This window comes from Nitrospirota bacterium, assembly GCA_004296885.1.
GTDB lineage: Bacteria > Nitrospirota > Nitrospiria > Nitrospirales > Nitrospiraceae > SYGV01.
In genome coordinates, this window is sequence record SCVN01000016.1 from 136,776 (window position 1) to 159,256 (window position 22,481).

The 22,481-nt window shown below is 63.3% G+C and carries 20 protein-coding genes; 9 read left to right on the plus strand and 11 right to left on the minus strand.

Features of this window, described 5'->3' with window-relative positions:
• Position 1 precedes the first annotated feature (1 nt).
• Complete coding sequence (speB, locus tag EPO61_09605; GenBank protein ID TAJ08352.1) at positions 2-928, plus strand: agmatinase; 927 nt, start codon at positions 2-4, stop codon at positions 926-928.
• 386 nt (positions 929-1,314) lie between these two features.
• On the plus strand, positions 1,315-2,025 hold the full coding sequence (locus EPO61_09610) for a pseudouridine synthase (GenBank protein TAJ08579.1): 711 nt from the start codon (positions 1,315-1,317) through the stop codon (positions 2,023-2,025).
• 9 nt (positions 2,026-2,034) lie between these two features.
• Here the strand turns inward: EPO61_09610 and EPO61_09615 are convergent, their stop codons facing one another.
• The 5 genes from EPO61_09615 to EPO61_09635 all read right to left on the minus strand — a co-directional run bounded on the left by EPO61_09615 (position 2,035) and on the right by EPO61_09635 (position 9,534).
• The gene (locus tag EPO61_09615) at positions 2,035-2,826 is read right to left on the minus strand and encodes a hypothetical protein (GenBank protein TAJ08353.1); all 792 of its coding nucleotides are present in this window, start codon (positions 2,824-2,826) and stop codon (positions 2,035-2,037) included.
• 89 nt (positions 2,827-2,915) lie between these two features.
• Positions 2,916-4,592 carry an ABC transporter ATP-binding protein gene (locus EPO61_09620; GenBank protein TAJ08354.1) on the minus strand — a complete coding sequence of 559 codons (1,677 nt, stop codon included), beginning with the start codon at positions 4,590-4,592 and terminating at the stop codon, positions 2,916-2,918.
• A 155-nt stretch (positions 4,593-4,747) separates the two neighbouring features.
• The gene (locus EPO61_09625; protein ID TAJ08355.1) at positions 4,748-6,439 is read right to left on the minus strand and encodes an ATP-binding cassette domain-containing protein; all 1,692 of its coding nucleotides are present in this window, start codon (positions 6,437-6,439) and stop codon (positions 4,748-4,750) included.
• Positions 6,440-6,460: 21 nt separating this feature from the next.
• Positions 6,461-7,945: a TolC family protein gene (locus EPO61_09630; protein ID TAJ08580.1), complete on the minus strand. Its 1,485-nt coding sequence runs from the start codon at positions 7,943-7,945 to the stop codon at positions 6,461-6,463.
• 152 nt (positions 7,946-8,097) lie between these two features.
• Positions 8,098-9,534 (minus strand): HlyD family secretion protein, encoded by a 1,437-nt coding sequence (locus EPO61_09635; protein ID TAJ08356.1) that lies wholly within the window; start codon positions 9,532-9,534, stop codon positions 8,098-8,100.
• Between the two features lie 198 nt (positions 9,535-9,732).
• Here EPO61_09635 and purE point away from each other — a divergent pair, with 198 nt between their 5' ends.
• Positions 9,733-10,278, plus strand: coding sequence for a 5-(carboxyamino)imidazole ribonucleotide mutase (gene purE, locus EPO61_09640; GenBank protein TAJ08357.1), 546 nt, complete (start codon positions 9,733-9,735; stop codon positions 10,276-10,278).
• A gap of 19 nt (positions 10,279-10,297) precedes the next feature.
• A complete protein-coding gene (locus EPO61_09645) occupies positions 10,298-11,470 on the plus strand; it encodes a 5-(carboxyamino)imidazole ribonucleotide synthase (protein TAJ08358.1) in 1,173 nt (390 codons plus the stop codon).
• A gap of 338 nt (positions 11,471-11,808) precedes the next feature.
• On the opposite strand, the gene EPO61_09650 is transcribed toward EPO61_09645, so the two are convergent.
• On the minus strand, positions 11,809-12,540 hold the full coding sequence (locus EPO61_09650) for a hypothetical protein (protein ID TAJ08359.1): 732 nt from the start codon (positions 12,538-12,540) through the stop codon (positions 11,809-11,811).
• A 454-nt stretch (positions 12,541-12,994) separates the two neighbouring features.
• On the opposite strand from EPO61_09650, the gene EPO61_09655 reads away from it, so the two are divergent.
• The gene (locus tag EPO61_09655) at positions 12,995-14,209 is read left to right on the plus strand and encodes an alpha/beta fold hydrolase (GenBank protein ID TAJ08360.1); all 1,215 of its coding nucleotides are present in this window, start codon (positions 12,995-12,997) and stop codon (positions 14,207-14,209) included.
• Positions 14,210-14,236: 27 nt separating this feature from the next.
• Here EPO61_09655 and EPO61_09660 read toward each other — a convergent pair whose 3' ends face one another.
• Both EPO61_09660 and EPO61_09665 read right to left on the minus strand, forming a co-directional pair.
• Positions 14,237-14,971, minus strand: a complete 735-nt coding sequence (locus EPO61_09660) for a rhomboid family intramembrane serine protease (protein TAJ08361.1) — start codon at positions 14,969-14,971, stop codon at positions 14,237-14,239.
• An 82-nt stretch (positions 14,972-15,053) separates the two neighbouring features.
• Positions 15,054-15,941 (minus strand): phosphoesterase, encoded by an 888-nt coding sequence (locus EPO61_09665; protein ID TAJ08362.1) that lies wholly within the window; start codon positions 15,939-15,941, stop codon positions 15,054-15,056.
• Positions 15,942-16,056: 115 nt separating this feature from the next.
• Between EPO61_09665 and EPO61_09670 the strand changes: the two genes are divergently transcribed.
• The 4 genes from EPO61_09670 to EPO61_09685 all read left to right on the plus strand — a co-directional run bounded on the left by EPO61_09670 (position 16,057) and on the right by EPO61_09685 (position 20,125).
• A complete protein-coding gene (locus EPO61_09670) occupies positions 16,057-17,508 on the plus strand; it encodes a DUF692 family protein (GenBank protein ID TAJ08363.1) in 1,452 nt (483 codons plus the stop codon).
• Entirely contained in the window at positions 17,505-18,677 is a 1,173-nt protein-coding gene (locus EPO61_09675) for a tRNA-dihydrouridine synthase (GenBank protein TAJ08364.1), read from the plus strand. Before EPO61_09670 ends, EPO61_09675 begins: the two co-directional genes overlap by 4 nt.
• Positions 18,678-18,680: 3 nt before the next feature.
• Positions 18,681-19,313 (plus strand): septum formation protein Maf, encoded by a 633-nt coding sequence (gene maf / locus EPO61_09680; protein TAJ08365.1) that lies wholly within the window; start codon positions 18,681-18,683, stop codon positions 19,311-19,313.
• Positions 19,314-19,453: 140 nt separating this feature from the next.
• A complete protein-coding gene (locus EPO61_09685) occupies positions 19,454-20,125 on the plus strand; it encodes a hypothetical protein (GenBank protein ID TAJ08366.1) in 672 nt (223 codons plus the stop codon).
• 76 nt (positions 20,126-20,201) lie between these two features.
• Here the strand turns inward: EPO61_09685 and EPO61_09690 are convergent, their stop codons facing one another.
• The 3 genes from EPO61_09690 to EPO61_09700 all read right to left on the minus strand — a co-directional run bounded on the left by EPO61_09690 (position 20,202) and on the right by EPO61_09700 (position 22,388).
• Positions 20,202-21,947: an ABC transporter ATP-binding protein gene (locus EPO61_09690; GenBank protein ID TAJ08367.1), complete on the minus strand. Its 1,746-nt coding sequence runs from the start codon at positions 21,945-21,947 to the stop codon at positions 20,202-20,204.
• 96 nt (positions 21,948-22,043) lie between these two features.
• Positions 22,044-22,262 (minus strand): hypothetical protein, encoded by a 219-nt coding sequence (locus EPO61_09695; protein TAJ08368.1) that lies wholly within the window; start codon positions 22,260-22,262, stop codon positions 22,044-22,046.
• 30 nt (positions 22,263-22,292) lie between these two features.
• Complete coding sequence (locus EPO61_09700) at positions 22,293-22,388, minus strand: AURKAIP1/COX24 domain-containing protein (GenBank protein TAJ08369.1); 96 nt, start codon at positions 22,386-22,388, stop codon at positions 22,293-22,295.
• Positions 22,389-22,481: the final 93 nt, after the last annotated feature.

The following is a 22,481-nucleotide window of genomic DNA, read 5'->3' on the forward strand; positions in this document are numbered from 1 at the left end:
TATGGCGCTTCCCGCTGGGTGGCTCGGGGTGGACGAGAATTTTCTCGGCCTCGACGAGCCCTGGTGTCACCCAGACCGAGCCGGCGTCCGCGTCCTGCCCGCTCCCTACGAACATACCTCCAGCTACATTCTCGGATCGGACCGGGGACCTTCCGCGATCATTGAAGCCTCCCAGCAGGTCGAGCTCTACGACGAAACGCTCGACCGCGAGCCCTACCGCGAGTGGGGCGGCGTGGCTACCGCGGTTCCGCTGGATTTGGGCGGCAAGGTAGACCGGGCGGCGGTGGAGGCGATCGAAGCTTTCGTGCAGCCGCACGTCGGGGAAGGCCGCTTTGCGCTGACACTGACGGGAGAGCATACCGGCGCGTTGGGCGCCATCCGCGCCCATGCCAAACGATACCCGGACCTCTGCGTGGTCCAGATCGACGCGCACGGCGACTTGCGCCAGGCCTATCACGATAACCCCTTCAGCCACGCCAGCGTCATGGCCCGGGTCGTGGAAGACGGGCTTCCCCTCGTGCAGGTCGGGATTCGCTCGATCTCGCCCGAGGAGATCGCCCTGATCGCCAAGACCGAGTCCATCAGCACCTTTTTCGCCGCGAAGATTCTGGACCCCTCCGGTCCCTATGAGGGCAAGGCGGTCCACTGGGTGCCCGAGGTCGTCAAGGCCTGCCGCGGCCCCGTCTATCTGACGTTTGACTGCGATGGGCTGGATGCGTCGCTGGTGCCGGCGCTGGGCACGCCCGAGCCGGGCGGGCTTGGCTGGTACGACACGCTGACCCTGGTCACGGCCCTGGCCGACGGGCCGGGTATCGTCGGCATGGATGTGAGCGAGATCGCGCCGATCGAGGGGTTCGCTGCGCCGCAGTTTGCCATCGCTCGCCTGATCTATCGCATTCTGGGCCGCATCCGCGCCGGCCGCAGGTAGGCGCGGAAAACGCTCCCCAACTTTGTTCTCGGTCGCTCGAACCCCTCAACGTACGGCAAGGCGAGAGGCAACGTACCTATCCGCTCGCAGGTGATCGAAGCGAGCGGTTCAAGCGAAGCTTGGTATGGACCTCCTCGGGGGCCTCACTCCCCGCGGCCTTGCCACGGGGCAAGGCGCGTCTTGGCGCGCCAGGGGTGGGCGGGTGAGAAGGCGGCCTTTTTCAGCAGCCTAGAGGGAAAGCCAGCTGTTATCTAACTGCGACGGTAGTTTATTCCGACCTCGTCATAGGATCTATGAAGAAACTGGTCAAACGTACGGCAGGCCGGTCATCGGCCACTGAGCCGACACCGGCCCAGCGGAAGAAACAAGGGGGCGAGCTTGCCGCGATCCGGATCAACAAGTTCTTTACGGAGCAGGGGCTGTGTTCCAGGCGGGAGGCGGACCGGCTGATCGAGGGCGGGCACATTACCATCAACGGGCGCCTGGCGGTGCTGGGCGATCAGGTCCGTCCCGGCGATGTCATTGCCCGGGACGGCTTGGTGGTGCCCTGGGGAAACCGGCCGGTCTACATCAAATTTCATAAGCCGGTGGGGGTGACCACGACCAGCGAGCCGGACGTGCCGGACAACATCATCGCCTACATCGGCCATCCGGCCAGGATTTTCCCCATCGGCCGGCTCGACAAGGATTCTTCCGGGTTGATTCTGCTGACCAACGACGGCGATATCGTCAACCGGATCTTGCGCGCGGAGCACGGCCACGAGAAAGAATACCTCGTCCTCGTGGATCGCCCCTTCGACCAGGCGTTTCTGGATCAGATGGCGCGTGGAGTCGTCATCCTGGGCAAGCCCACGAGACCTTGCACCATCGCACGGCTCGGCCCGCGCAAGTTTCGGATCGTCCTCACCGAGGGACGCAACCGGCAGATACGCCGCATGTGCCAGACGCTCGGCTATCGGGTCGTGGCGCTCCACCGGGTCCGGATCATGCACATTGCGATTCAGGGGCTCGGAGTGGGACAGTGGGCAAATCTCTCCGCGCATGAACAGGCCCTGCTGATGGAGACGCTCGGCGTCAAAAAAGGCGCGCCCTCATAAATCTGCGGACTAGTTTCGGGAGACTCCCGGATCCGTGCCTTCCAGCGGCAGGGAGAAAGGCGTGGGCTCTTTGGGCTCGGTGCGGATGAGGGGCTGGCTGGGCGAGACGGAGGTGGGAGCCGGTCGGAGCCCGACGAAGAGGTTCAGCAACGCAATCACGAAACTGCCGATCAAGAGGGAGCTGCTCGTGTTCCGGATCGTGCGGGTTCCTTCGTCGCGCATGTCCTTGGCCACATCCGCCACGGTCTCGAGCAGGCGGTCCAGCGCAAGACTGACCTGAATCAACTTGGGGCCGGCGTTGTCCGCGGCCTGCAGTTCGGCTTGATGCCGCAGCTCGGCCGCCTCTTGGGGCGACTTGGCGATCCACACCTGCGTCAGCAGGTTGATGGTCCGGCTGGCCGCCGAAAAGTAGGCGTCCAGGCTTTCCCGCACCGCCTGAATATCCTGAGGTTCGCTCCGACCGCTGCGCGACACGCGCAGGCTGGCGGAGGCGTAGCGGTCCACCGCATGCTGAATGCGGGCGTGCCGCTCGGGCAGGGACTTGGTGATCTTCTCGAATTCCTTTTGGCTCGGGGCTTCCAGCGCGCGCACGACCGACGTGCGGTAACGGATGACGTCGGCCGAGATGTGCGCGAGGTCCGTCGCGGCCAGCGTGTACTCCGTGTACATGATGCGCAGGTCACGGTCCACCTGGCTGAGCGCTTCGGCGCCCAAGAGGCCCAGGCTGGCGACCGATAAGCTGACCAGGAACTGACCCCAGGTGGGGCGCAGCATCCTCCATGTCAGGCGATCTCCGAACATCCGTCCTCTCCTTGCGGGCGATCACTCCGGCCCGCACCTGTCAATCTATCAGATCGGCCCGACCAAAAGAAGCCCGACGGAGGCCAGTCTCAATCCAGCTGGAGCCGCCGGTCTACGTGCGCGCTCAGGGCCGGGTCGTTGGATACGAAAATGAGCGACCAGGGCTCTTCCTTGCTGCACAGACGCCGAAGGATCGTGTCGCGGACGGTGGGCTGCATGCTGTGGAGCGTGCCGTCCAGGATCAGCAGCTGGGGGCGCGTGACGATCGCCCGCGCCACGAGCAGGCGCAGGATCTGGCTGGTGGTGAAGCCCCGTCCCTTGGCCTGGACCGGCGTGCGGAGCCCCATCGGCAGCGCATCCACTTCTTCTTCCATCTCGACGAACCGAAGTGCCCACAAGAGGTCGGTATAGGGAATCCCGGGCCGCCCCACCGTGATGTTCTCTTCCAGCGTGCCCTCGAACAGGGAGAGTTGGGAGTCGAGAATCAGGCCTCGGCAGGCGTTCAACGATTCCAGGTCCAGATCGCGGATGTCCACGCCGTTGTATCGGATGACGCCCGATGTGGGAAGGTAGAGCCCGGCCAGCACCCGCGCCAGGGTGGTTTTGCCGGTGCTGTTCTTCGAAAAGACGGCGATCTTTTCGCCGGGCACGAGTTCCATGCTGAAGCCATCGAAGATCGGGGCCGAGCCGGGATAGGCGAAGCAGAGGTCTTTGCACGTGAGCCGGACGCCATGGATCGTCGGGTCCGGCAGGGGCACGGTCAGCTTGGCGATTTCCTGATCTTTGGGCAGGGAGAACAAGTAATCCAACTCGGTCAGCGCGGTGAAAAAGTAGAACACGGTGCCCATCCGCTTGACGATCCCGTCGAAACTCACCAGTAACCCGCCGACGATCGCCTCCGCCGCCACGAACTGCCCGAGCGTCAGTTGGCCGATGGAGAGCAGCCAGCCGGCCGTGGCGATCAGGCCGCCGTGGGCCACGGCTTGCCAGCCGAGCGAGCCCATGTACTGGCGCATCAGGATCGTAAAGCGCGTCCCTCTGGCTTCCACGTAGGCCTGCACGTGTTCGTCGGTTTTCTGCAGCAGGAGCGGGGCGCTGACGGTGGACTTGAAATGGGTCAGGTTGCCGGAGATTTCCTGCAACCAGTTGAACGTCTCGTACTTGGCGTGGGACATGGCGAGCGTGGAGCGGAGCCCGCCTTGGCTGAGCAGGGTGATCACCACCGCGAAGCCGCTGACCAGCAGGACGTTGTAGAGCAGAAAATAAGGATGGTACATGACCAGGATCGTCATGCCGACGGTTCCGCCGACCACCACGTTGATGATGTCTACGATCATGGCCGAGAGCGCCCGCTGCATGAGCACGGTCTCGAAGAAATAGTTCGTATACTTGGGCGGGAAAGTCTCTTCCCGGAACCGGGGGAATTGCTGGGTCAGTCCGAGCGCCACCCGGGCGAAGAGTCGCCGTTCGAGGACTTCCACCGCATAAAACTGCAAGGCTTTAAAGGCGCCCACGAACAAGAGGCTGCAGACCAGAATTGCGGCCAGGGTGACGATCATGATCGGCTGGATGGCGAAGGCGAAGGTATTGACCAGTTCTTGCACGGTCAACGGCACGATGAGCGCGAAAAGTCCGATGGCCAGAGCGTAGGAGGCAAGCAGGCCGAACACATCCCGCTCGAGCCGGAAGAACAGGCTCAACCGGGCGATCATGCTGCGGAGCAAATCGCCGTGAGCCGGCTGGTTATCAGGCCCGTCCGCGTGCATACGCTGCCCAGTGCCAGGCCGGAGTCGCCGCCGAGGCGTCGGGGCGGACTCTCGCCTTCCCTCGGACCCCCGCCTCTGGGGCCCGTAAACGACCCTAGACTAGCAGAGGAGGCGGAAAAAAGCCACAGGACGTGCGGGGAGTGAAGGGGAGCCGGTCAGGCCACGGTCACGCGCCGGCCGACATGCTCGATCAGCAGCGGATCGTTGGAGACGAAGATGACGGACCAGGGCTCCTCTTTGGAGCAGAGCCGCCGGAGGATGATGTCGCGGGTCGTGGACTCCATATTGTGCAGGGTTCCGTCGAAGATCAGAAGCTGCGGGCGCGTGATGACGGCCCGCGCGACCAGGATGCGCAGGATTTGGCTGGACGTGAAGGCCTTCCCGCGCGCCTGGATCGGCGTGTGCAGGCCCAAGGGCATGGTTTCCACCTCCTCATCCAGTTCGGCGAAGCGGAGCGCCCATTGGATATCCTCGTATTGAATGCCCTTCCGTCCCATGGTGATGTTTTCTTCCAAGGTCCCGCCGAAGAGGGTGAGGCGGGAGTCCAGCACCAGCCCTCGGCAGGTGTTGAGACTCTCCATGTCCAGGTCGCGCAGGTCCACGTCGTTGTATCGAATCACCCCCGTGGTGGGGGCATGGATCCCGGCCAGGACCAATGCCAGCGTGGTTTTGCCCGTGCTGGTGCCGGAGAGGAGGGCGATTTTTTCGCCCGGCCCCACGTCCAGATTGAAGTGTTCGAAGATCGGGGGCGCAGAGGGGAAGGCAAACGACAAATCTTTGCAGGTCAGCCGGACGCCATGCAGGGTGGGATCGGGAAGCGCGACAGACATCCGGCCCGGCTCCGTGTCCCGGGGATGGGCAAAGAGGGTGGCGAGCTCATGCATGGAGGTGAAGGCGTAGATCAACGCATACATGCGCCGGGCCAGCGTATCCAGGTGGATGAGCAAGGCGCCGACGATGACCTCCGCCGCCACGAACTGCCCCAGCGTCAATTGGCCGGCGGCCATCAGCCAGCCGGCCGTGGCGATCAATCCGCTGTGTCCCAAGGCCTGCCACAGCACGGCCCCTTTGTATTGTCGCCCGGTCAGGATGTCGGAGCGTGTCTTGCGGGCCATGACGTAGGCCCGGACCACCTCGTCCGTCTTCTTGAGCAGGAGCGGCATGCTGGCGGTGGATTTAAAGTGCAGCTGATTGTGGGCCACGTCCTGCAGCCAGTTCAGGGTCTGATAATGCAGGTCCGACACTTTCATCGTGATCAACAGGCCGCCGCGGCCGAACGTGGTGACGACGAAGGCAAACCCGCCGATCAGGATGACGTTGTAGAGCAGGAAATAGGGATGGTACATGACCAGGATCGTCATGCCGATGCATCCGCCGATCGCCACGTTGATCAAGTCCGTCAGCATGGCGACCAGCGCCCGCGGCAGGAACTCCGCCTCCGCAAAGCGGTTGGCATGATGGGGAAGGAAACGGTCTTCGCGAAACTTGGGCAATTGCTCGGTGAGGGCCAGCGCGATGCGGGTGTAGAGACGTTGGACCAGGATTTCGACCGCGCGGGCTTGCAGCACGCGGAGGGCGCCGATGAAGATCAGCGTGACCGCCATGACGCCGGCCAGGGTCACGATCATGATCGGCTGGATGGCGAAGGCGAAGGTGTTGGTCATCTCCTGGACGGTCAACGGGACGATCAGGGCGAAGAGCCCGATGCCCAGGGCATAGGCCACGATGATGCCCAGGATCTTTCGCTCGATCCGCAGGAACAACCCGAGCCGGGCCAACGTGGCCTTGAGGAGGCCGCTCTGGTCGATCGGAACGTCGTAGGGCGCGTCGTGGCCAGGAACGCTCATGCCTGACTCTCTCCGGCCTCCTTACTTATCGAACGCGCGCGACGGTTGATAGCTCACGGGGATGGCCGAGGCGGGAGCCTTGGCCCAGGCCCCAATGGCCCACTGGTACATGGCGAGGGCTTTCTGGTAATCGGACTGCGCCCTGATCCACTGGGCCTCCGAATCCACGGTGTTGCGCTCGCGCAGATTCACGAAGAGCACGCTCGTGGCACCCAGGCTGAACCGGAACCGTTCGCCTTCTTCCAACGTCCGGGCCATTTGGAGGGACTGTTGGGCGGCGGTAATCCGTTCCTTGGCCCGCTCCATGGCGGAGAGAGAATTGTCCACATCCACCGCCACCTGCTGCTGACGGAACAACTGGACCAACACGAGCCGGTCCGCCTTCCCCTGGGCTTCGAGCACCTCGCCCTTGCTGCGGCGCTGCATGAACGGTATCCGCAGTTCCAGGCCGAATTTATACCCGAGACCCAGCACGAATTTTTCCGGGGTGCGGGACGGCGTAGCCTCCGCATCCAGGCTGGGCAGGAGGTTGTTTTTCGCCAGTTCCAGATCGATGTTGTTCAGCTGGGCCTCGATCGAAATCGCCCGGATCTCGGGCCGCGCCGACTTGGCGTTGATCTTGTCGGCCAGCACCGTTTCAGCCGACGGGAGGCTCGTCACCCTGGGGAAATCGGCCACCCGTTCTCCGCCGGGGACGATCGGGGTATCCCGTTCCCAGAGGAACATGGAGAACTTGTACTGTTCCTGTTCGACAAGCCTGGTGGCGGCGATGAACGCCTCGCGCCGGCGCTGGACTTCCTGGTTGGCTTCGACCACATCCAGCGGCGCCACCGCTCCGGCTTTGGCGCGTCCCTCCACCTGCTTGTACCGGTCTTCCGCGACCTTCAGCGCGCGTTTGTGGACATCGGCGAATTTCCAGGCGGCGATCCAATCCCAGTATTGGCTCGCCCCCGCCAGAAACAGGTCCTGCCTGGTCTGGGCGACTTGAACGTCCGCCCGCGGGTCCGCGAGGCCGGACCGTTGGAGTTCGGCATTCTCCGGATTCACCATGAGCCCGCGGAGTAAGGGCATGGAGGCTCCCACGAGGATCTGTTCCCGGTTGCCGTCGAATCCGAGATCCGGAATCCTCGCATTGCCGATCACCTTCCGGTAGCCGGCCATGCCCTTGAAGCCGGAAGGATCCCTAAAGTCCAAGAAGGTGTCGTTGAACCCGGCGGTCTGAAGGGATTTCGACGGATCACTGGAAGAAATGAACCGTTCGATTTCGGAATCGTTCACGAGCGTGGGCTCGAAGGCGCCGAGAGCTTTCAGCATGCGGCCCCTGGCCACGACCTTTTCGGTGCCCGCGCCTTTCAGCAGCGGGTGAGACCGGTCCACCCAGGCCAGCACTTCGTCGAGCGAGAGCGGAATCGGCGGCAAGGCCTTGGTTTTCCCGTCGGCTGCGGCCGCGGCCGCGAACGCCGGGAGTTCGAGGAACGCAGCGGCGCACAGCAGCGCCGCCAGCATGATGACGGTACGTAGGCGAATCATGGGAGGTTCTCCTTTCTCCATACGAGGAACCGAGATGATGACCGAGGGCAGCTGGAATGAACGCGGCTGGGCCGGCGCCGGTGGAGGGGCCGGGAAGGAAGGCCGACCATGCACGTGAGCGGCAGAACCTACTTCGCACCTCGACCGGCTTTGGGTAAGAGCGTGTCGAGCAACGTCGGCGGGCCCTCCTGATAATCGGGCGGGAAGAGATTGAACCGCCGCCACAGCTCATACCACAGGGGGACCCGATTCAGAATCACCCAGCCCATCACTTTGGTGCCTTGGCGGACGTGAGCTTGCTCCGGCCAGGGCCGCTCGTCCGGGTCCGGCACGACCCAGAAACGGAAGTTGCCCTTGCCGTTGTCCACCTGGTCCACGACTTTGATGATCCCGCCGTACGTGCCGGCCATGAGTTCGGGCCAGGCGGGGAGGGGGATGGCCGGGATGCCGTAGAAGAGCAGGCGGACTTTGCGGCCGGCGTTCAACAGCGGCGCGTCGAGCCCGTCCGCGAGCATCTCGCAGGCCTTATCCGCGCTGGTGGGGGAGATTTGCACGAGCCGGTCGCCGACCTTGACGGTCTCGCCGGGGCCGACTTCCGCCATGCGGACGACTGTGCCGTCAATCGGGGCCAGCACGCGGCTGGCGATGCGCCGCTGTGTGGCGTTGGAGAGGCGCAGCCCCACATTGGCGAGCTGGTCGGCGGCCCGCGCCGCCTCCGCCAGGGCGCCGGCCCGTTGGGCCTCGGCGTCCATGAGGCGTTGCAGGACCTCGGCGCTGATCTGATCGCGGCCGAAGCTCAGGGCGCGCATGCCCTGTTTGGCTTCCTTCAGCGTGGCCTCCGCTCCCTGCAGATCGGCCTTGCTGGCGATGGCGCCTTGAATGGACAGTTCCAGCTCGCGTTGCGACACGAGCCCCTGGGTCGCCAGTTCCTTGTGCCGGTTGACGTTCAGTTCCGCGGTGTCCACCGCGATCTTGGCGGAGACGACGCGCTGCTCGGACGCCCGCACTTTATTTTCAGCTTCGAGCACGCGGGCTTCGGCCGAGGGAACCGCCGCCCTGACCAAGTTCTGCATTTCTTTGATCCGGTCGGTCAACTGGTCGGCGCGTTCCAAGGCCGCTTTTCGGTTCTGTGCCAAAGCTTCTTTCTGTTGTTCGAGCAGCGGCAGCAGGTCGGGCGCCATGAAGCTCGGGTCCACATCGCGCAATTCCACGATCATGTCCCCTTGCTTCACCCGGCTGCCCTCGAAGACGTGCCACTTGTTGACCTGCGCCGCAATCTGCGCCTCGATGTCTTGCGGCCGTTCGTAGGGCGAATAGGCGGAGAGCTGGCCGGTCACCGTGACCGTCTGGGTCCAGGGGACGAAGGCGATGACCAGGGTAAACAGCAGGATCAGCTTGATCGCCAGCCTGGCGTTGAACTTCAGCCGCTCGGGGATCTGGACGGCTTCCCAGGATTGGAGCTTGGCGGAGGTGGCGAGGTCGTCGACCTGGATGTCTTCCAGTCCCGTCGGATGCGTGACGAGGGCTTGCATCCGGCCCTTAATGCTGGCTTTCAGATCGGGCATCCGGGGCCTCGCGAAGAGATACCCGGCATCATAGTGGATTTGCTAGGGCCGGGTCAAATTCCCTGCGGCCCGGCCGCCGCCTACGTCATTTTTCGACATCCCGTAGGGCTTGACCCCCGGAGGGGACAGGATTAAGGTTGAGCCCCATTACTACGCGACAGTGCGGCGCAAGGCCGCCTATCGAAGAGGGGGACGGGGATGGCCAAACGGCGTCAACAGCCACGACGACATGCAAGGCCGCTGGTAGGGGTGGTCGGCGGCAGCAAGACGGATCTGCCGATCCTCGAAAAGGCGGTCGAGGTCCTGACCCACCTGGGCGTTCCGAACGAGCTGCGCGTCGTGTCGGCCCATCGGACACCGGACCGCCTCTTTGCCTATGCGGAGCAAGCGCCGGGGCGGGGGATCGAAGTCCTCATCGCCGGCGCGGGCGGCGCGGCGCACCTGCCGGGCATGCTGGCGGCCAAGACCCATCTGCCGGTGATCGGCGTGCCCATGCCGACCGAAAATCTCCGCGGGCTCGATTCGCTCCTGTCCATCGTGCAAATGCCGCGCGGTATTCCGGTCGCCACGGTGGCCATCGGCGGAGCGGAGAACGCCGGGCTGCTGGCCGCGCAGATTCTGGCCGGACGGTACAAGACTATCCGGGACCGGCTGATCCGGTTCCGCGCCGAGCAGACCCGGGCGGCCATTGCCTCCTCCCCCGAAAATCAGCGCAAACAGACGAAGACCCGCAGCCGGCGCTAGCGGGAGGTGATGCGGCGCCATGGCCAGAAAGACGACGCCACCCTCACCAACCGCGATTGAACCGGGCTCGATGGTGGGGGTCCTGGGGGGCGGGCAACTGGGCGCCATGTTCGCCGTGGCTGCCCGGCGCCTGGGCTATCGAGTGGCGGTCTGGGACCAGGACGCCGATGCGCCTGCGCTGAAGATCGCCGACCTTCCGGTCAGCGCCCCCTTTACGGACCCGGCCGCCTTCGATCGGTTCGCCGGCTCCATCAGCGCCGCGACCTACGAATGGGAGAACATTCCCGTTGCGCTCGGCGAGGCATTGGAGCAACGCCTGCCCGTTAGGCCGGCCAGCAACATCCTGCGCATCCTGCAACATCGGGTCGAACAGAAACAGTTTCTCGCCAGCCACAACATCCCGGTTGCCCCCTTCAGACCGATTGCCGCGCCGGGCGATCTGCCCGCCGCTGCGGAATCCATCGGCTTTCCCTGCCTCTGTAAAACAGCCACCCATGGCTATGACGGCAAGGGCCAATGGCGGCTCGCCGGCGCGCAGGATCTTGTCTCGGTTCAAGAGCAGTTGAACAGGCAGGCCCACAGTCCTTGGGTACTCGAGCAGTTCCTGGCCTTTGAGAAGGAACTCTCCGTGCTGGTCGTGCGCGGAGCGGATGGAGATAAACGGGTTTATCCGACCGTCGAGAATGTCCACGAAGCCGGTATCCTAAGAACCACGAGGGTGCCGGCCGAGATCGATCCGAGACTCGCTCAGAAGGCAGAGGACCTGGCTGCGTCGGTCGTGGAGGCACTGGAGGGAGTGGGCGTCTTCTGCGTGGAGCTGTTTCTGATGTCCGACGGCCGCCTGTTCGTCAACGAGGTCGCGCCGCGCCCGCATAACTCGGGCCACTACACCTTGGATGCCTGCACCGTCTCCCAATTCGAGCAGCAAGTCCGTGCCGTCTGCGGGTTGCCGCTCGGCGAAGTACGCCTCTTGTGCCCGGCCGTCATGGTCAACCTCATCGGCTCGGACTTCACCAAGGTGAGCGCCGGCGAAGGACTGGCGAATCTCCTTCGCCGACCCGGCGCCATGCTGCATCTGTATGGCAAGAAGTCCGTCCGCCCCGGCCGCAAAATGGGCCACGTCACATTTTTGGCTGAGAAAGCCGCCGTCGCGTGGGAATCAGCCTGTGCCCTGAAACAGATGCTCGGCTGATCAAAGAGTAGGAAGGGATGGCATGGCGCTCGCTTCCGCGCCTCTCGGAGCGACCCTTCTGGCCTTTGCCAGGAGGAAGCCTTCGGAAATTCCCTCGCGGACTCGGTCAGTTTCCGTTTTCCTTCCCAGCAAAGGCTCAGTGGGTGCCCCGCTCCTTCGGCGAAGTCAGCTCGCAGCCACGCCAATCCCTTTTGTAAAAGTGAACGGTGACAGACCGCTTGAAAGTCTGTCACCGTTCACGCTTCGCCATGTTCAGCGGGCTATGCCACCAGTGATTACCTTACAACCGTGATGTCCCTGTTCTTCTCTCTATGGGCGGGTAGTTATCCCGATTCAGCTTATTGCTCATGTTGTCGTTTGATCTGCAATGCGTCTAAGAGCATGTCCCGATCGAGGAAGTGAATCAATCCGGACTCCGGGTTTCCTCGCAGCACCATCCCACAGAGGATTGGTCTTGGCCGTTGCATGGGTAGCTCAACCCAGGCGAAGACAGGAGCTCCACTCAACCCACTGAATGTTTTTAGTGAGAGGTTGTCGAGGACAGAAAGAAGGTGGAGGTACGGCGGCCTGGATAGGCCGCGGTAGTGCCCGAGCAAAATCATGCGGTCTGCACGAAACTCTTGAGTTTCATAATTGAAGATTGACCGTTCTTCAGGATAGCCAAGGACAAAGAACTGTGCTTCACTCGCGTATCTCTTCCACTCACCGCAAGAGAGAGCAAGGTCAATCAGTCTTGCTCTCGCAACCTCTGGGTGAGTTATCCGATTTGTGTCAATTGCTATTACAGCAAGATCCACAAAATCATCGTCTTCGAGTGATCGAGGGACGTAAAACACATCCTTCAGCGGAATGAGTTGATGAGAAATGTCAGAAGGAAATATGCAAATTGGCACGAGATTATCGGGTTGGAGCGCATGGCGCGCAGTTATTACATAGGGCTTGCCTTCGTAGCCGACCAAAAAAACAGTACCGCGTGTAGAAGAGTAGGGCGCGTATTCAACGCCCGTTTCGAAGATTAGCGGTTGAATGGAGGGAGCGAGGCGATCTATAGCATGCTGAGGAATTGGCATAATCGCTATAGAGCCCAAAAATATTTAGAGGAAGAGAAACGGGGAGAGTCAACGTTCATATGGTAACCATATTGCCATAACCCGTTGAGCTTGGCGAAGCGTTGAACGGGGACCGGTCTACAAGCGACCGGTCCCCGTTCCACTTTATAAATTAGGCGGCGGCGACGTGGTTGGCTCGCGACTGCGCGCGTCCAACGAGGGCCTTCTGAGGCCGCGCGTTGCGCGAGCACGGCGAGCCAACCAGGAAGCCAGTGCCCCACGCTTGCTCGGAGAGCCCGGATGGGTCGCTCCGAGAGGTGCGGACGCGAGCGGGCGTCCTACCCCGCTCTTTTCGGTCTTTGCCCGAGACATTCACCATTCCGAACTGCGCCAGCCCTGGTGTTGGCCGCTAAGCCTCTGACGCCTCGTGCGGCGCCTTCGAATTCCTCCATGGACCTCCGGCCTGCCTTGCCTTATGATGGCGGTCGTTGCGTGCGCGCCGTCGTTTGAACAGAGGGCATCCGTGGGCGATCGTTTCGGAAGCATGACCGTGGCTCTCTTCTGTTCGTGCGTGCTGGCCGCCTGTGCCGGCGGCCAGGCAGAGCTCCCTCCTCCTGTGATGGAAGCTCCCTCGATCGCAGAGGCCCAGAAGCGCGCAGAGCTCCAGAAGCGCCGTGCGATGGCCGAGGAGGAGCGCCGCGCCGCCGACCAGGAGCTGGCGCGGCGGGCCAGGGAAGCCTATGGGAGAGATATTCCGGACTATGCCCTTGTGCGGGTCATGTACGCGACGGATCGACGAGCGAGTCCCAGTGAGGATGCCGGCGAGTTCTACGGGAGCGACCGAGGGCTGCCGCAGTTGGGGCTCTGCACGGTTGGTGTTGCCCGCGATCACCGCATCGGAACGCTCGACGTGCACACCCTGGTGAGACCGAAGCCGGCCCGCGACTTCTACGAGCATGTACAGGACCGGCTGGCGGACGCCGACTCACGAGAGCTCTTGGTCTTTGTGCACGGGTACAACAGCACGTTCGACGACGCGGTGCGCAGGACCGCCCAGCTTGCCTACGACCTGGGTTTTCCCGGCGTGCCGATCGCCTATAGCTGGCCTTCGCAGGGCAGTCTCGGGAGCTATCTGGTCGACGAGACCAATGTGGAATGGGCCGCGCCTCACCTGCAGGCATTCCTCCTGCAATTAGCCGCCAAGTCCGGCGCGCAGACGGTCTACTTGATCGCCCACAGCATGGGGACGAGGGCGCTCCTGGCGGCGCTCCACCGCGTCGCCCAGAACCAACAAGGAGAGACTCTGCCGCGGTTCAAGGAGTTGGTGCTCCTGGCGCCGGATATGGATGCGGACGTGTTTGCCAACCAAGTGCAGGGGATTGCAAGGGTCGTGGAGCGGGTGACGCTGTATGCGTCGGCCAAAGATAAGGCCCTCGTCTGGTCCAAAACCGCCCATGGCTATCCTCGGGCGGGGGATGCCAAGCCGTCGCCCCTGGTCATGGAGGGCGTGGATACGATCGATGCCTCGTCGGCGGACACCAGCTTCACCGGTCACTCCTATTACGCGGACAGCCGGTCGGTGCTGTTCGATCTCTTCGCCCTGCTGCGATACGGCAAACCGCCGGGCGAGCGTTTCGGGTTGTCGGTGCGAGAGCAGGGCGGGCTCAAATATTGGGAGATCAGGCCCTGAGACAGAACGATGGATCAGGGCCGGTGCTCACCACTCGGACCTGCGCCAGGCTTGATGCCTGGCCGGGGCGAAGAAACGGACCTCGGGGCGTTTGAACAGTCCGATCAGGGCCATGCCCGCCACAAAGCCGCCGACGTGAGCAAAGAAAGCCACCCCGCCTCCTTTGCTGCCCAGACTCATCCCGCCGCTGAGAATCTGCATCACAAACCAGAACCCCAGCACGAACCCGGCCGGCACATACATCATCCTGGTGAACATGCCCAGCGGAATCAGCACCAGCACCTGCGCGCGCGGGAAGAGCAGCAGATAGGCGCCGAGCACGCCTGAGATGGCGCCGCTGGCGCCGACCATCGGCACGGTCGAGGCGGGATCGGTCAGGGCATGGCTGAGCGCGGCCAGGATGCCGCAGGTCACGTAGAAGACGATGAACTTGACGTGTCCCATCACGTCTTCGATGTTGTTGCCGAAGATCCAGAGGTAGAGCATGTTGCCGATCAGGTGCATCCAGCCTCCGTGGAGGAACATGCTGGTGAGGAGGGTGAGGTAGGCGGGAAATCCTGCCGCCTCGGGCGGCAAGGCCTTCAGTCCGGCCGGGTGGCCCAGGACGACGGCGGGGATGGCGCCGTACTGGAAGATGAACGCCTCTCCGATCTGTTCAGGGAGCGAGACTTCGTAGAAAAATGCGAGTGCGCAGGCCACGATGAGCGCGATCGTGACGATCGGCGTGAGTTCGGTCGGGTTATCGTCGTGCAGCGGAATCATGGCTTATGTGAATCGTGAAAGGTGAACGGTCAACAGTAAGAATTTGGGGCAAGAGCGCGACGGCTGATCAGAACGGCAGCCGTTAACTTTTCACCGTTGACGTTTCACCGGCGCTTTGCGCGAGCGGCGCGAGCGGGTCCGGGCCGGCCTCGCCCAGCGGCACGGAGAAGCCGGCTGCATGGGTATGGCCTCCACCTCCATGCTGGACGGCGATGGCCGCCACGTCGATCCCGTCGGGAGCCGACCGCATGCTGAAATAGCGCCGGCCGTCCTTGTCGTGCCAGATAAGGCAGAAGGGCCGCCCCTTGGCCAGCCGCTCGCCGATCTGGCTGGTCAAGATCGCGCTCTGCACCGCGGGAACCTTGTGCCCGTGGAACATGACCGTGACGGCTTCGGCGAGAATCTTGCCGATCATCTCCTGCTCGTACCGGAGGATGGCCTTGCCTTCGGCGACCAGGGCCTCGCGGTGGAAGCTGTCCCAGAGGGCAAAGTCGAAGGGATAGGAGGAAAGGGCCGCCGTGACTTCCCGGCTGTCCGGGAGCGCCCATTGCCACAAGTCCTTGTCCTGGACGTACTGGAGCAGCCAGGGGGCCGGCGACTGGTGGGCCCATTCCCAGGCCAGCACGGCGCCGGACTTTTTCTGGTCGAAATAGGCGTGAGGAAATCCTTCCAGCGCCTGCTGGGCCGTGATGTGATGATCCAGGATCAGGAGACTGGCCGCCTCTTGGGCCATGGCCTCGAGCATCGGCCGGACGTAGCTGAAATCCGCAATGACGACGTGGCGGCCGGCCAGGCCCGGCGGGGGCGGAAAGCCGTGTTTGGCCGGGATGAATGTCGCCGAGGGGAATTTTTTCCAGATGGCCCAGGCGGCCCCGAAACCGTCCGTACATTCGGCATGGTAGAGGACGATATCCGGAGCCTGGACCGAGCCGGGCGTTCGTGGGGAGGAGGTCGTCACGGTGGGCAGCATACCACGAGAGCCGGCCACAGCCAAACCGAACAGCTGCCTCCGCTTGTCAAATCTAGGCCTGCCCGATTACACTGACGAGCGTCCAGGGCGTATTGCAATCTGAATCGGAGATTCCATGTCGGTTGGTGAGCAAGCCTTCCGCCGCCGCGCCGCGCACATTGCGCCGCATGGCCTCGGTCTGTCCGTGGACGTCTACACCCCGGACTTGTTCGAGTTGTTGGGCGCGCTGGAAGCAGCAGGGGCGCGAGCCGACTACTTGGAAATCTTCCGGGCTTCCCTCCCGGCGCTCCAAACGGTCCGGCAACAGTGCGCGTCGTTGCCGCTGGAATGCCACGCCGAAGGGTTGTGGCTGACGCAGCCGGACTGGCAACAGGCCTATCCGGCGGATCGGGAGCTGGAGGCGCTCGCCTTGCAGCTCCGGGCGTTGGGCTGCCAGTGGATGACGCACGAATGTGCCGCCAAGCAGATGGCCGGCTATTCGTTCGGCACCTATCTCCCTCCCATGTTCACGACAGCCGGCGCCGAGGTAACGGCGGACAATGTCACGCTGGCCCAGGCTCGACTCGACCGGGATGCCGGCCTGTCTCATGGGGACAGCCCTTTGCTGCTGCTGGAGGTGCCGCCCTGGACCTACTTCGGCTTGGGCGACCTGTCCGTGCCCGACTTCTTTCGAACGGTCACGGATCGCACTGCTTGCGGCCTGGTCTTGGACATCGGCCATCTCTGGACGGTCTATCGCTATAGCGGGGCTTGGCGCGGGCAGCCCCTTGAGGAATTTGTCGCGGAGTTCTTGAATGCGTTTCCGCTTGAGCGGGTCGTGCAAATTCACGTGGCCGGCTTGGCCGAACATGAGGCGGCCGTATCGGCTCACGGCAGGAGCGGGGGCAGCGATCGGCTTCCGTTCTGGATCGACACGCATGGGGCTCCCATCCCGCCGGTGTTGTTCGACATGCTGGAGCAAGTTCTGGCCCATCCCCATCTGACGCAGCTCAAAGGCCTGGCCTTGGAAGTGGATACGAAAGCAGTGCCGATGATCGTCCAGGAATTCCGACAGTTCCGGGAACGGTTCGGGCGAAGCTCCTGTCCGAGCCCTGGCCGGCAGGAGAAAGGGGCGTCGGTGGAGGCCTCTTCATCGTCGGCGCTGGGGTGTTCCGGGGATGCCGCAGCCCTGCGTCGGCAATACGAAGCCTACGCGCAGCTTGCGGCGGGACAGAATGACGTGCTCATGCCCATGCTGGTGGGTGAACCGAACGGGCTGGATCGGTACCGTCACGAGTATCTGCCCCATGAAATCCTCCACTGGGGCGGTGAACTCACGGATATGTTTCCGGCCACCTGCCGCGAATTGGAGCGAGCCGGCCTCGCTCTGGAGCGGTTCATCCAATTCTGGTTCCGGGAGTCCCGTCCAATCGACGCCCCCTATGATTTCTTTTTGTTGAAGATCGAGCGGTTCGTGGAATTTGTGCGCGAGGTCCTGCCCGGCGCCCAGGCGACGGCCTTGCGAGAAGCAACGGAGTTGCGCGGGGCCTACCGGCAGGCGAGCGATACGGTGCAGGTTCTGACATGAGCTTCTGGCAGACTCTTCCCCGGCCGATCATCGGCCTCTCTCCGATGGATGGCGTCACGGACGCGGCGTTTCGTCTGGCGGTGGCGCGGCAAGGGCCCTCCGATGTCACCTTCACCGAGTTCACGAGCGTCGGCGACGTCTGCCGCGGTCCCGACCATCTGCTTTCGACCTTCCTCTACAGCGAAGAAGAACGGCCCGTGGTCGCGCAGCTGTACGGGAAACACCCGGACTTGTTCTATCTGGCGGCTCATGTGGTCTGCGAACTGGGGTTCGACGGATTGGACATCAACATGGGTTGTCCCTCCAAGAACGTGGCCTCGTCCGGATCGGGCGCCGCCCTGATCAAGACGCCGGACCTGGCCCATGCCATCATGCGCGCAACGCGACAGGGCATCCTGGATTGGGCGAACGGCCAAACCCTGGCCCAGGCAGGCCTCAAGGCCTCGCGCGTGGACTTGATCCGGGCGATGAACGTGAAGCGCCATGGCCGGCCCTCGCCCCCCCGCCGCGCCATCCCCCTGTCCGTCAAGACGAGACTGGGCTACGACTCGGTGGTGGTGGAGGATTGGATCGGGCATCTGCTGGAGGAACAGCCGGCGGTCATCTCGGTCCATGGCCGCACGCTCCAGCAGATGTACAGGGGCGAGGCGGACTGGCACGCCATCGAGCGGGCCGCCGCCATTGTTCGCGGGACCTCCACGCTGCTCTTGGGCAATGGGGACGTGCAGTCGATGGACGACGTGGTCCGGCGGGTGCGGGAGAGCAAGGTCCATGGCGTGCTGGTGGGCCGTGGGGCCTTGGGCAATCCCTGGTTCTTCCGGAGGAAGGAACTGGCTCGTCAGGCCGCCCGTGACGGCGCGCCGGTCACGTCTAGCTCCTTGGATGAGGCGTTGAGTCTGGCGGATCGGTTCCGCGTGATGGTGGAGCATGCCCGGCTGTTCGAGGGCATCGAGCGGGCGGACCGGTTCCCGCACATCCGGAAACACCTGGGCTGGTACTGCAAGGGCTTCCCCCACGCCGCCGCCATGCGCGCACGGATGGTCCGGGCTTCCAGCAGCGCCGATGTGGAACGGATCGTGGCGGAGCATCTGGCGTCCGACCCCTCGGCGGGTGCGGCGTCTGTCGCAACGTCCCGTCCTGCGCTGCCCACCAGCCTGTCCTGCGCCTGATCCATGGCTCTTGTGCTGGCCTCGACCTCGCCGCGCCGCAAAGACTTGCTGGCCTTGCTCCGGATTCCCTTCGAGATCGCCGCGCCGCATTTCATCGAGCATCTGCGCGGGGACCTGGCTCCGGAAGAACAAGCCAGGCAATTCGCGGACGGCAAAGCGCAATCCTGCGCGATGCGTTTTCCGGATCGGCTGATTCTGGGGAGCGACACGTTGATCGCGCTCAACGGCGAGGTGTTGGGCAAGCCGGCCGACCTTGTGGACGCCCGTTCCATGTTGCAGAAACTGTCCGGCCGCCGACATTTGATTCATACGGCCGTGGCGCTCAGGCGGCAGGCCGATGCGGTGCAGGATGTGGCGGTTGAAACGGTCTTGGTCTGGATGAAGGCCTTCGACGAAGCCGAACTGGAAGCCTATCTGCACACGGGGGAAAGTTTGGGGAAGGCCGGCGCCTATTCGATTCAGGGCATCGGCGGGCGGTTCATCGAACGGATCGAGGGCGACTATACGGCGGCCGTCGGCCTGCCGTTGAGGCTCACGGCCGACTTGCTCCGCGGGCGCGGCTTGGCCGTTCCGGTGGACGTGGATGAGCTGTATCGCTCCAAGCCCTATCCGAACTGGAGAAGGTTTGAACGATAAATGATGAATGAATGATGGGGGGAGGAGGCAGACATCTCCTATTTCAATTCATCATTCTTCGTTCATCATTCTGCATTGCTTTGACGCGGCGCTTTCCTTACAATGCCGCGCCATCGGCTCATTCATCGAGGGAGGCCCGTATGCGGTGCAAGGAGATGACAGGGTGGGGCGGCAGGGGCGGAAGTCTGGCCGTGCTGGCCGCGCTGGGGCTCGTGGCGTTGGCGGCGGCTCCGGCGCAGGCGATTGACGTCAAACTCACGATGGATGACGCCAAGAAAGCCCTGGCGGCGGGCCGCGAACCGATGGAGAAGGCCGACACTCCGGAAGACGTGAAAAAGGTCATGCAGCACGCGTCCTTGGCGACGCGGATCGGGTCCGATCCGGAAAAGGACCCCTGCGGGGCCAGCGCGATTTTAAGAACCAAACGCTTTTGGCTGGAATCCTTCGGCCGGAAAGAAGCGGCGGAGACCAAGAAACAGAAGAAAGACGTGCGCATGCCCGAGGATAAGATCCAGAAGTACCTGGACATGCCGAACCTCGAAGTCGAAGTGCAGCTCTGCGGGGACGACGAGTATTTTGCGGAAGGCGCCCAGGTGGCGTTTCAACAGGGTTCGAAGACCGTCAAGCCGATCGACGTGAGTCCGGCCGACAAGGGGCGGAAGAACGAGGGCCAGGGCCCGGCCTACCGGTCCCGCTTCACGGCCCGGTTCGCCTACGACAGCTTCGACCCGAACGCCAAGACCAAGGTGCAGATCTATTTCCCGGACGGGAAGATGTCGGAGTTCGAGTCGGATTTTTCAAAAGTGAAGTAGTCGAGCTGGTGTCGAAAAGTCTATAAAGTCGTACAGTCCTCAAGTCCGAAGATTAGGCCGCTGGCTTGATGGACTTTCAGACTTTCCAACTTTCTGCCTGCATTTCTTCCACGCGCAGCGTATAGAGGTAGTGGTAGAGCCCCTTCTGCTCCATGAGCGAGGCGTGGGTGCCTTGCTCGACGATCCGGCCCTTGCTCAGCACTAAAATCCGGTCGGCCTTTTGAATCGTAGTGAGGCGGTGAGCCACGACGATCGTGGTCCGTCCGGCCATCAACCGGTCCAGCGCCTCTTGCACCAACCGCTCGGACTCGGCATCCAGAGCTGATGTCGCTTCGTCGAGCATCAGAATTCTCGGGTTCTTCAGCACCGCCCGCGCGATCGCCAGCCTCTGTCTCTGCCCGCCGGAGAGGTTGACGCCCTTCTCGCCGACCACCGTCTGATACCCGTCCGGCATGGCGGTGATGAAGTCGTGGGCGTTGGCGGCGCGGCTGGCGGCCATGATGTCGGCCTCGGTGGCCGTTTCTCGCCCGTAGCGGATATTCTCCAAGATGGTCCCTCCGAACAGGACCGTCTCCTGGGGTACCAGGGCAATCTGCCGGTACAAACTGTCCAGCCGGATATGTCGGAGGTCATAGCCGTCGATCGTCAGCCGGCCGATTGTTGGGTCGTAAAAGCGATGCAGGAGGTTCACGAGGGTCGTTTTCCCCGAGCCGGTCGGGCCGACCAAGGCGATCACTTCGCCCGGCTTCGCCTCGAAGGAGACGTCCGAGAGGACCGGCTGCCTGGGGTCGTAGGCGAAGCTGACCGCGTCGGCCTTGACATGGCCGGCGATGGGCGGCAGGTCAATCGCATCAGGCCGGTCGTGAATCTCCGGTTGGGTGTCGAGGATCTCGAACACCCGTTGCATGGCGCCCTGGGCTTCCTTGATCTGGGCGAAGACCCGGGCCGCGGAGCCGAAGGGGCCGATCAGGATGCCGGCGAAGAGGACGAAGGCGAACAGATCCCCCGGCGACACGGCCCCGTCGATCACCTGCCGGCCTCCGTACCAGAGGACCGCCGCGGCGGCCGCGAACGTTAGCAGGGTGATGGTCGGGACGAACAGGGCCAGGACCGTTGCGCGGCGCAGGGCGAGCTGCAGGGCTTGTTGCGAATAGCGGGCGAACCGCGCCTCCTCCCTGGCGGTCTGCACGAAGGACTTGACCACGCGGATACCCGACAGGACCTCTTCCGCCAGCGTCGTGACGGAGGCGGTCTGGTCTTGCATGGAGGTCGAGAGCGCGCGGAGTTTTTTCCCGAAGAAACGGGCGACCAGGACCAGGAGGGGGAGCAGCAGCAAGATCAGCAGGCAGAGCCGCCAGTTCATGACGAGCAGGAAGGCGACGCCGCCGATGAAGGTGACCACCTGCTTGGCCGAGTCGATCGGCGTTTCGGTCACGGTGGCCTGGATTACGCCCACGTCGTTCATGAGGCGGGAGAGGATTTCCCCGGTGCGGCGTTTGGCGAAGAAGCTGAGGGAGAGCCGCTGCAGGTGGCCGAACAGGTGGGTCCGGAAGTCGGCCATGATGCGCTGGGAAACCCAGGCGGTGAGGTAACTATGGCCCATCGAAAGCAGGCCTTGGGCCAGGACCAGACCGAGAAAGAGGCCGATCGTGCGGGTCATGCCGGCGGCGTCGTGCCGGACCGTGATGATGTCCCACAGGAAGCCGGCCAGCCGCAGCAAGGCCAGGTTCAACAGGGCCACGGCCATGACCAGCACGGCCGCCCCGGCCATCTGCGGCAGGTAGGGTCTGAGGAACGGCAGAAAGCGGGAGTAGTAGGACATGCAAAGCCGTCTGTTTTCAGCAATCAGCGATCAGCATGAAGGGGGGCGAAAAGCTCCGAAGGCTGAGGGCTGAATGCTGACGGCTGAAAGCGCTTTTTAGAGTTGCGTGATCGACTCGATCAGGTTCTTGTTGAGCGAGACGTAGTCAGCCCGTTCACGGTCGTCGATCATGACATCGGTGAGATTGATGAACAGCCGCTGCTCTTCGTTGAGCACGTCCGACACGCGGTTGCGCATCGGGGGAATGACGAAATCCCCGACGTAGATGCTGTTCATCGTGCGGACTTTTACGCGAGCTTTTCTGGCCTCGGGCACGGCGCCCTCCGTGAGCCAGAGCCGCCGGGCCTAAGCCCGGCGCCTCAGGAACTTTTGCTTTCTGCGCAGTTTCTTGTGCTTGTGTTTGCGCATCTTCTTCCTGCGCTTCTTGAGAACACTGGACATGCGTAGTCTCCTGAATGAAAAAGTGTATACAGAGATCGTCGGCCAAAAGCAAGCCGGATGCGCGCGCTGATCGCGCGGATGACGGTTTCTCGC

What these genes read in the sequence shown, in the direction of transcription:
- EPO61_09690 (TAJ08367.1), bottom strand. Translation starts at nt 21,947, where the DNA reads ATGTCCTACTACTCCCGCTTTCTGCCGTTCCTCAGACCCTACCTGCCG.
- EPO61_09645 (TAJ08358.1), top strand. Translation starts at nt 10,298, where the DNA reads ATGGCCAGAAAGACGACGCCACCCTCACCAACCGCGATTGAACCGGGC.
- EPO61_09665 (TAJ08362.1), bottom strand. Translation starts at nt 15,941, where the DNA reads ATGCTGCCCACCGTGACGACCTCCTCCCCACGAACGCCCGGCTCGGTC.
- maf (TAJ08365.1), top strand. Translation starts at nt 18,681, where the DNA reads ATGGCTCTTGTGCTGGCCTCGACCTCGCCGCGCCGCAAAGACTTGCTG.
- EPO61_09685 (TAJ08366.1), top strand. Translation starts at nt 19,454, where the DNA reads ATGCGGTGCAAGGAGATGACAGGGTGGGGCGGCAGGGGCGGAAGTCTG.
- EPO61_09630 (TAJ08580.1), bottom strand. Translation starts at nt 7,945, where the DNA reads ATGCTGGCGGCGCTGCTGTGCGCCGCTGCGTTCCTCGAACTCCCGGCG.
- EPO61_09615 (TAJ08353.1), bottom strand. Translation starts at nt 2,826, where the DNA reads ATGTTCGGAGATCGCCTGACATGGAGGATGCTGCGCCCCACCTGGGGT.
- EPO61_09700 (TAJ08369.1), bottom strand. Translation starts at nt 22,388, where the DNA reads ATGTCCAGTGTTCTCAAGAAGCGCAGGAAGAAGATGCGCAAACACAAG.
- EPO61_09650 (TAJ08359.1), bottom strand. Translation starts at nt 12,540, where the DNA reads ATGCCAATTCCTCAGCATGCTATAGATCGCCTCGCTCCCTCCATTCAA.
- EPO61_09655 (TAJ08360.1), top strand. Translation starts at nt 12,995, where the DNA reads ATGATGGCGGTCGTTGCGTGCGCGCCGTCGTTTGAACAGAGGGCATCC.
- EPO61_09635 (TAJ08356.1), bottom strand. Translation starts at nt 9,534, where the DNA reads ATGCCCGATCTGAAAGCCAGCATTAAGGGCCGGATGCAAGCCCTCGTC.
- EPO61_09620 (TAJ08354.1), bottom strand. Translation starts at nt 4,592, where the DNA reads ATGCACGCGGACGGGCCTGATAACCAGCCGGCTCACGGCGATTTGCTC.
- EPO61_09660 (TAJ08361.1), bottom strand. Translation starts at nt 14,971, where the DNA reads ATGATTCCGCTGCACGACGATAACCCGACCGAACTCACGCCGATCGTC.
- EPO61_09675 (TAJ08364.1), top strand. Translation starts at nt 17,505, where the DNA reads ATGAGCTTCTGGCAGACTCTTCCCCGGCCGATCATCGGCCTCTCTCCG.
- EPO61_09625 (TAJ08355.1), bottom strand. Translation starts at nt 6,439, where the DNA reads ATGAGCGTTCCTGGCCACGACGCGCCCTACGACGTTCCGATCGACCAG.
- purE (TAJ08357.1), top strand. Translation starts at nt 9,733, where the DNA reads ATGGCCAAACGGCGTCAACAGCCACGACGACATGCAAGGCCGCTGGTA.
- speB (TAJ08352.1), top strand. Translation starts at nt 2, where the DNA reads ATGGCGCTTCCCGCTGGGTGGCTCGGGGTGGACGAGAATTTTCTCGGC.
- EPO61_09670 (TAJ08363.1), top strand. Translation starts at nt 16,057, where the DNA reads ATGTCGGTTGGTGAGCAAGCCTTCCGCCGCCGCGCCGCGCACATTGCG.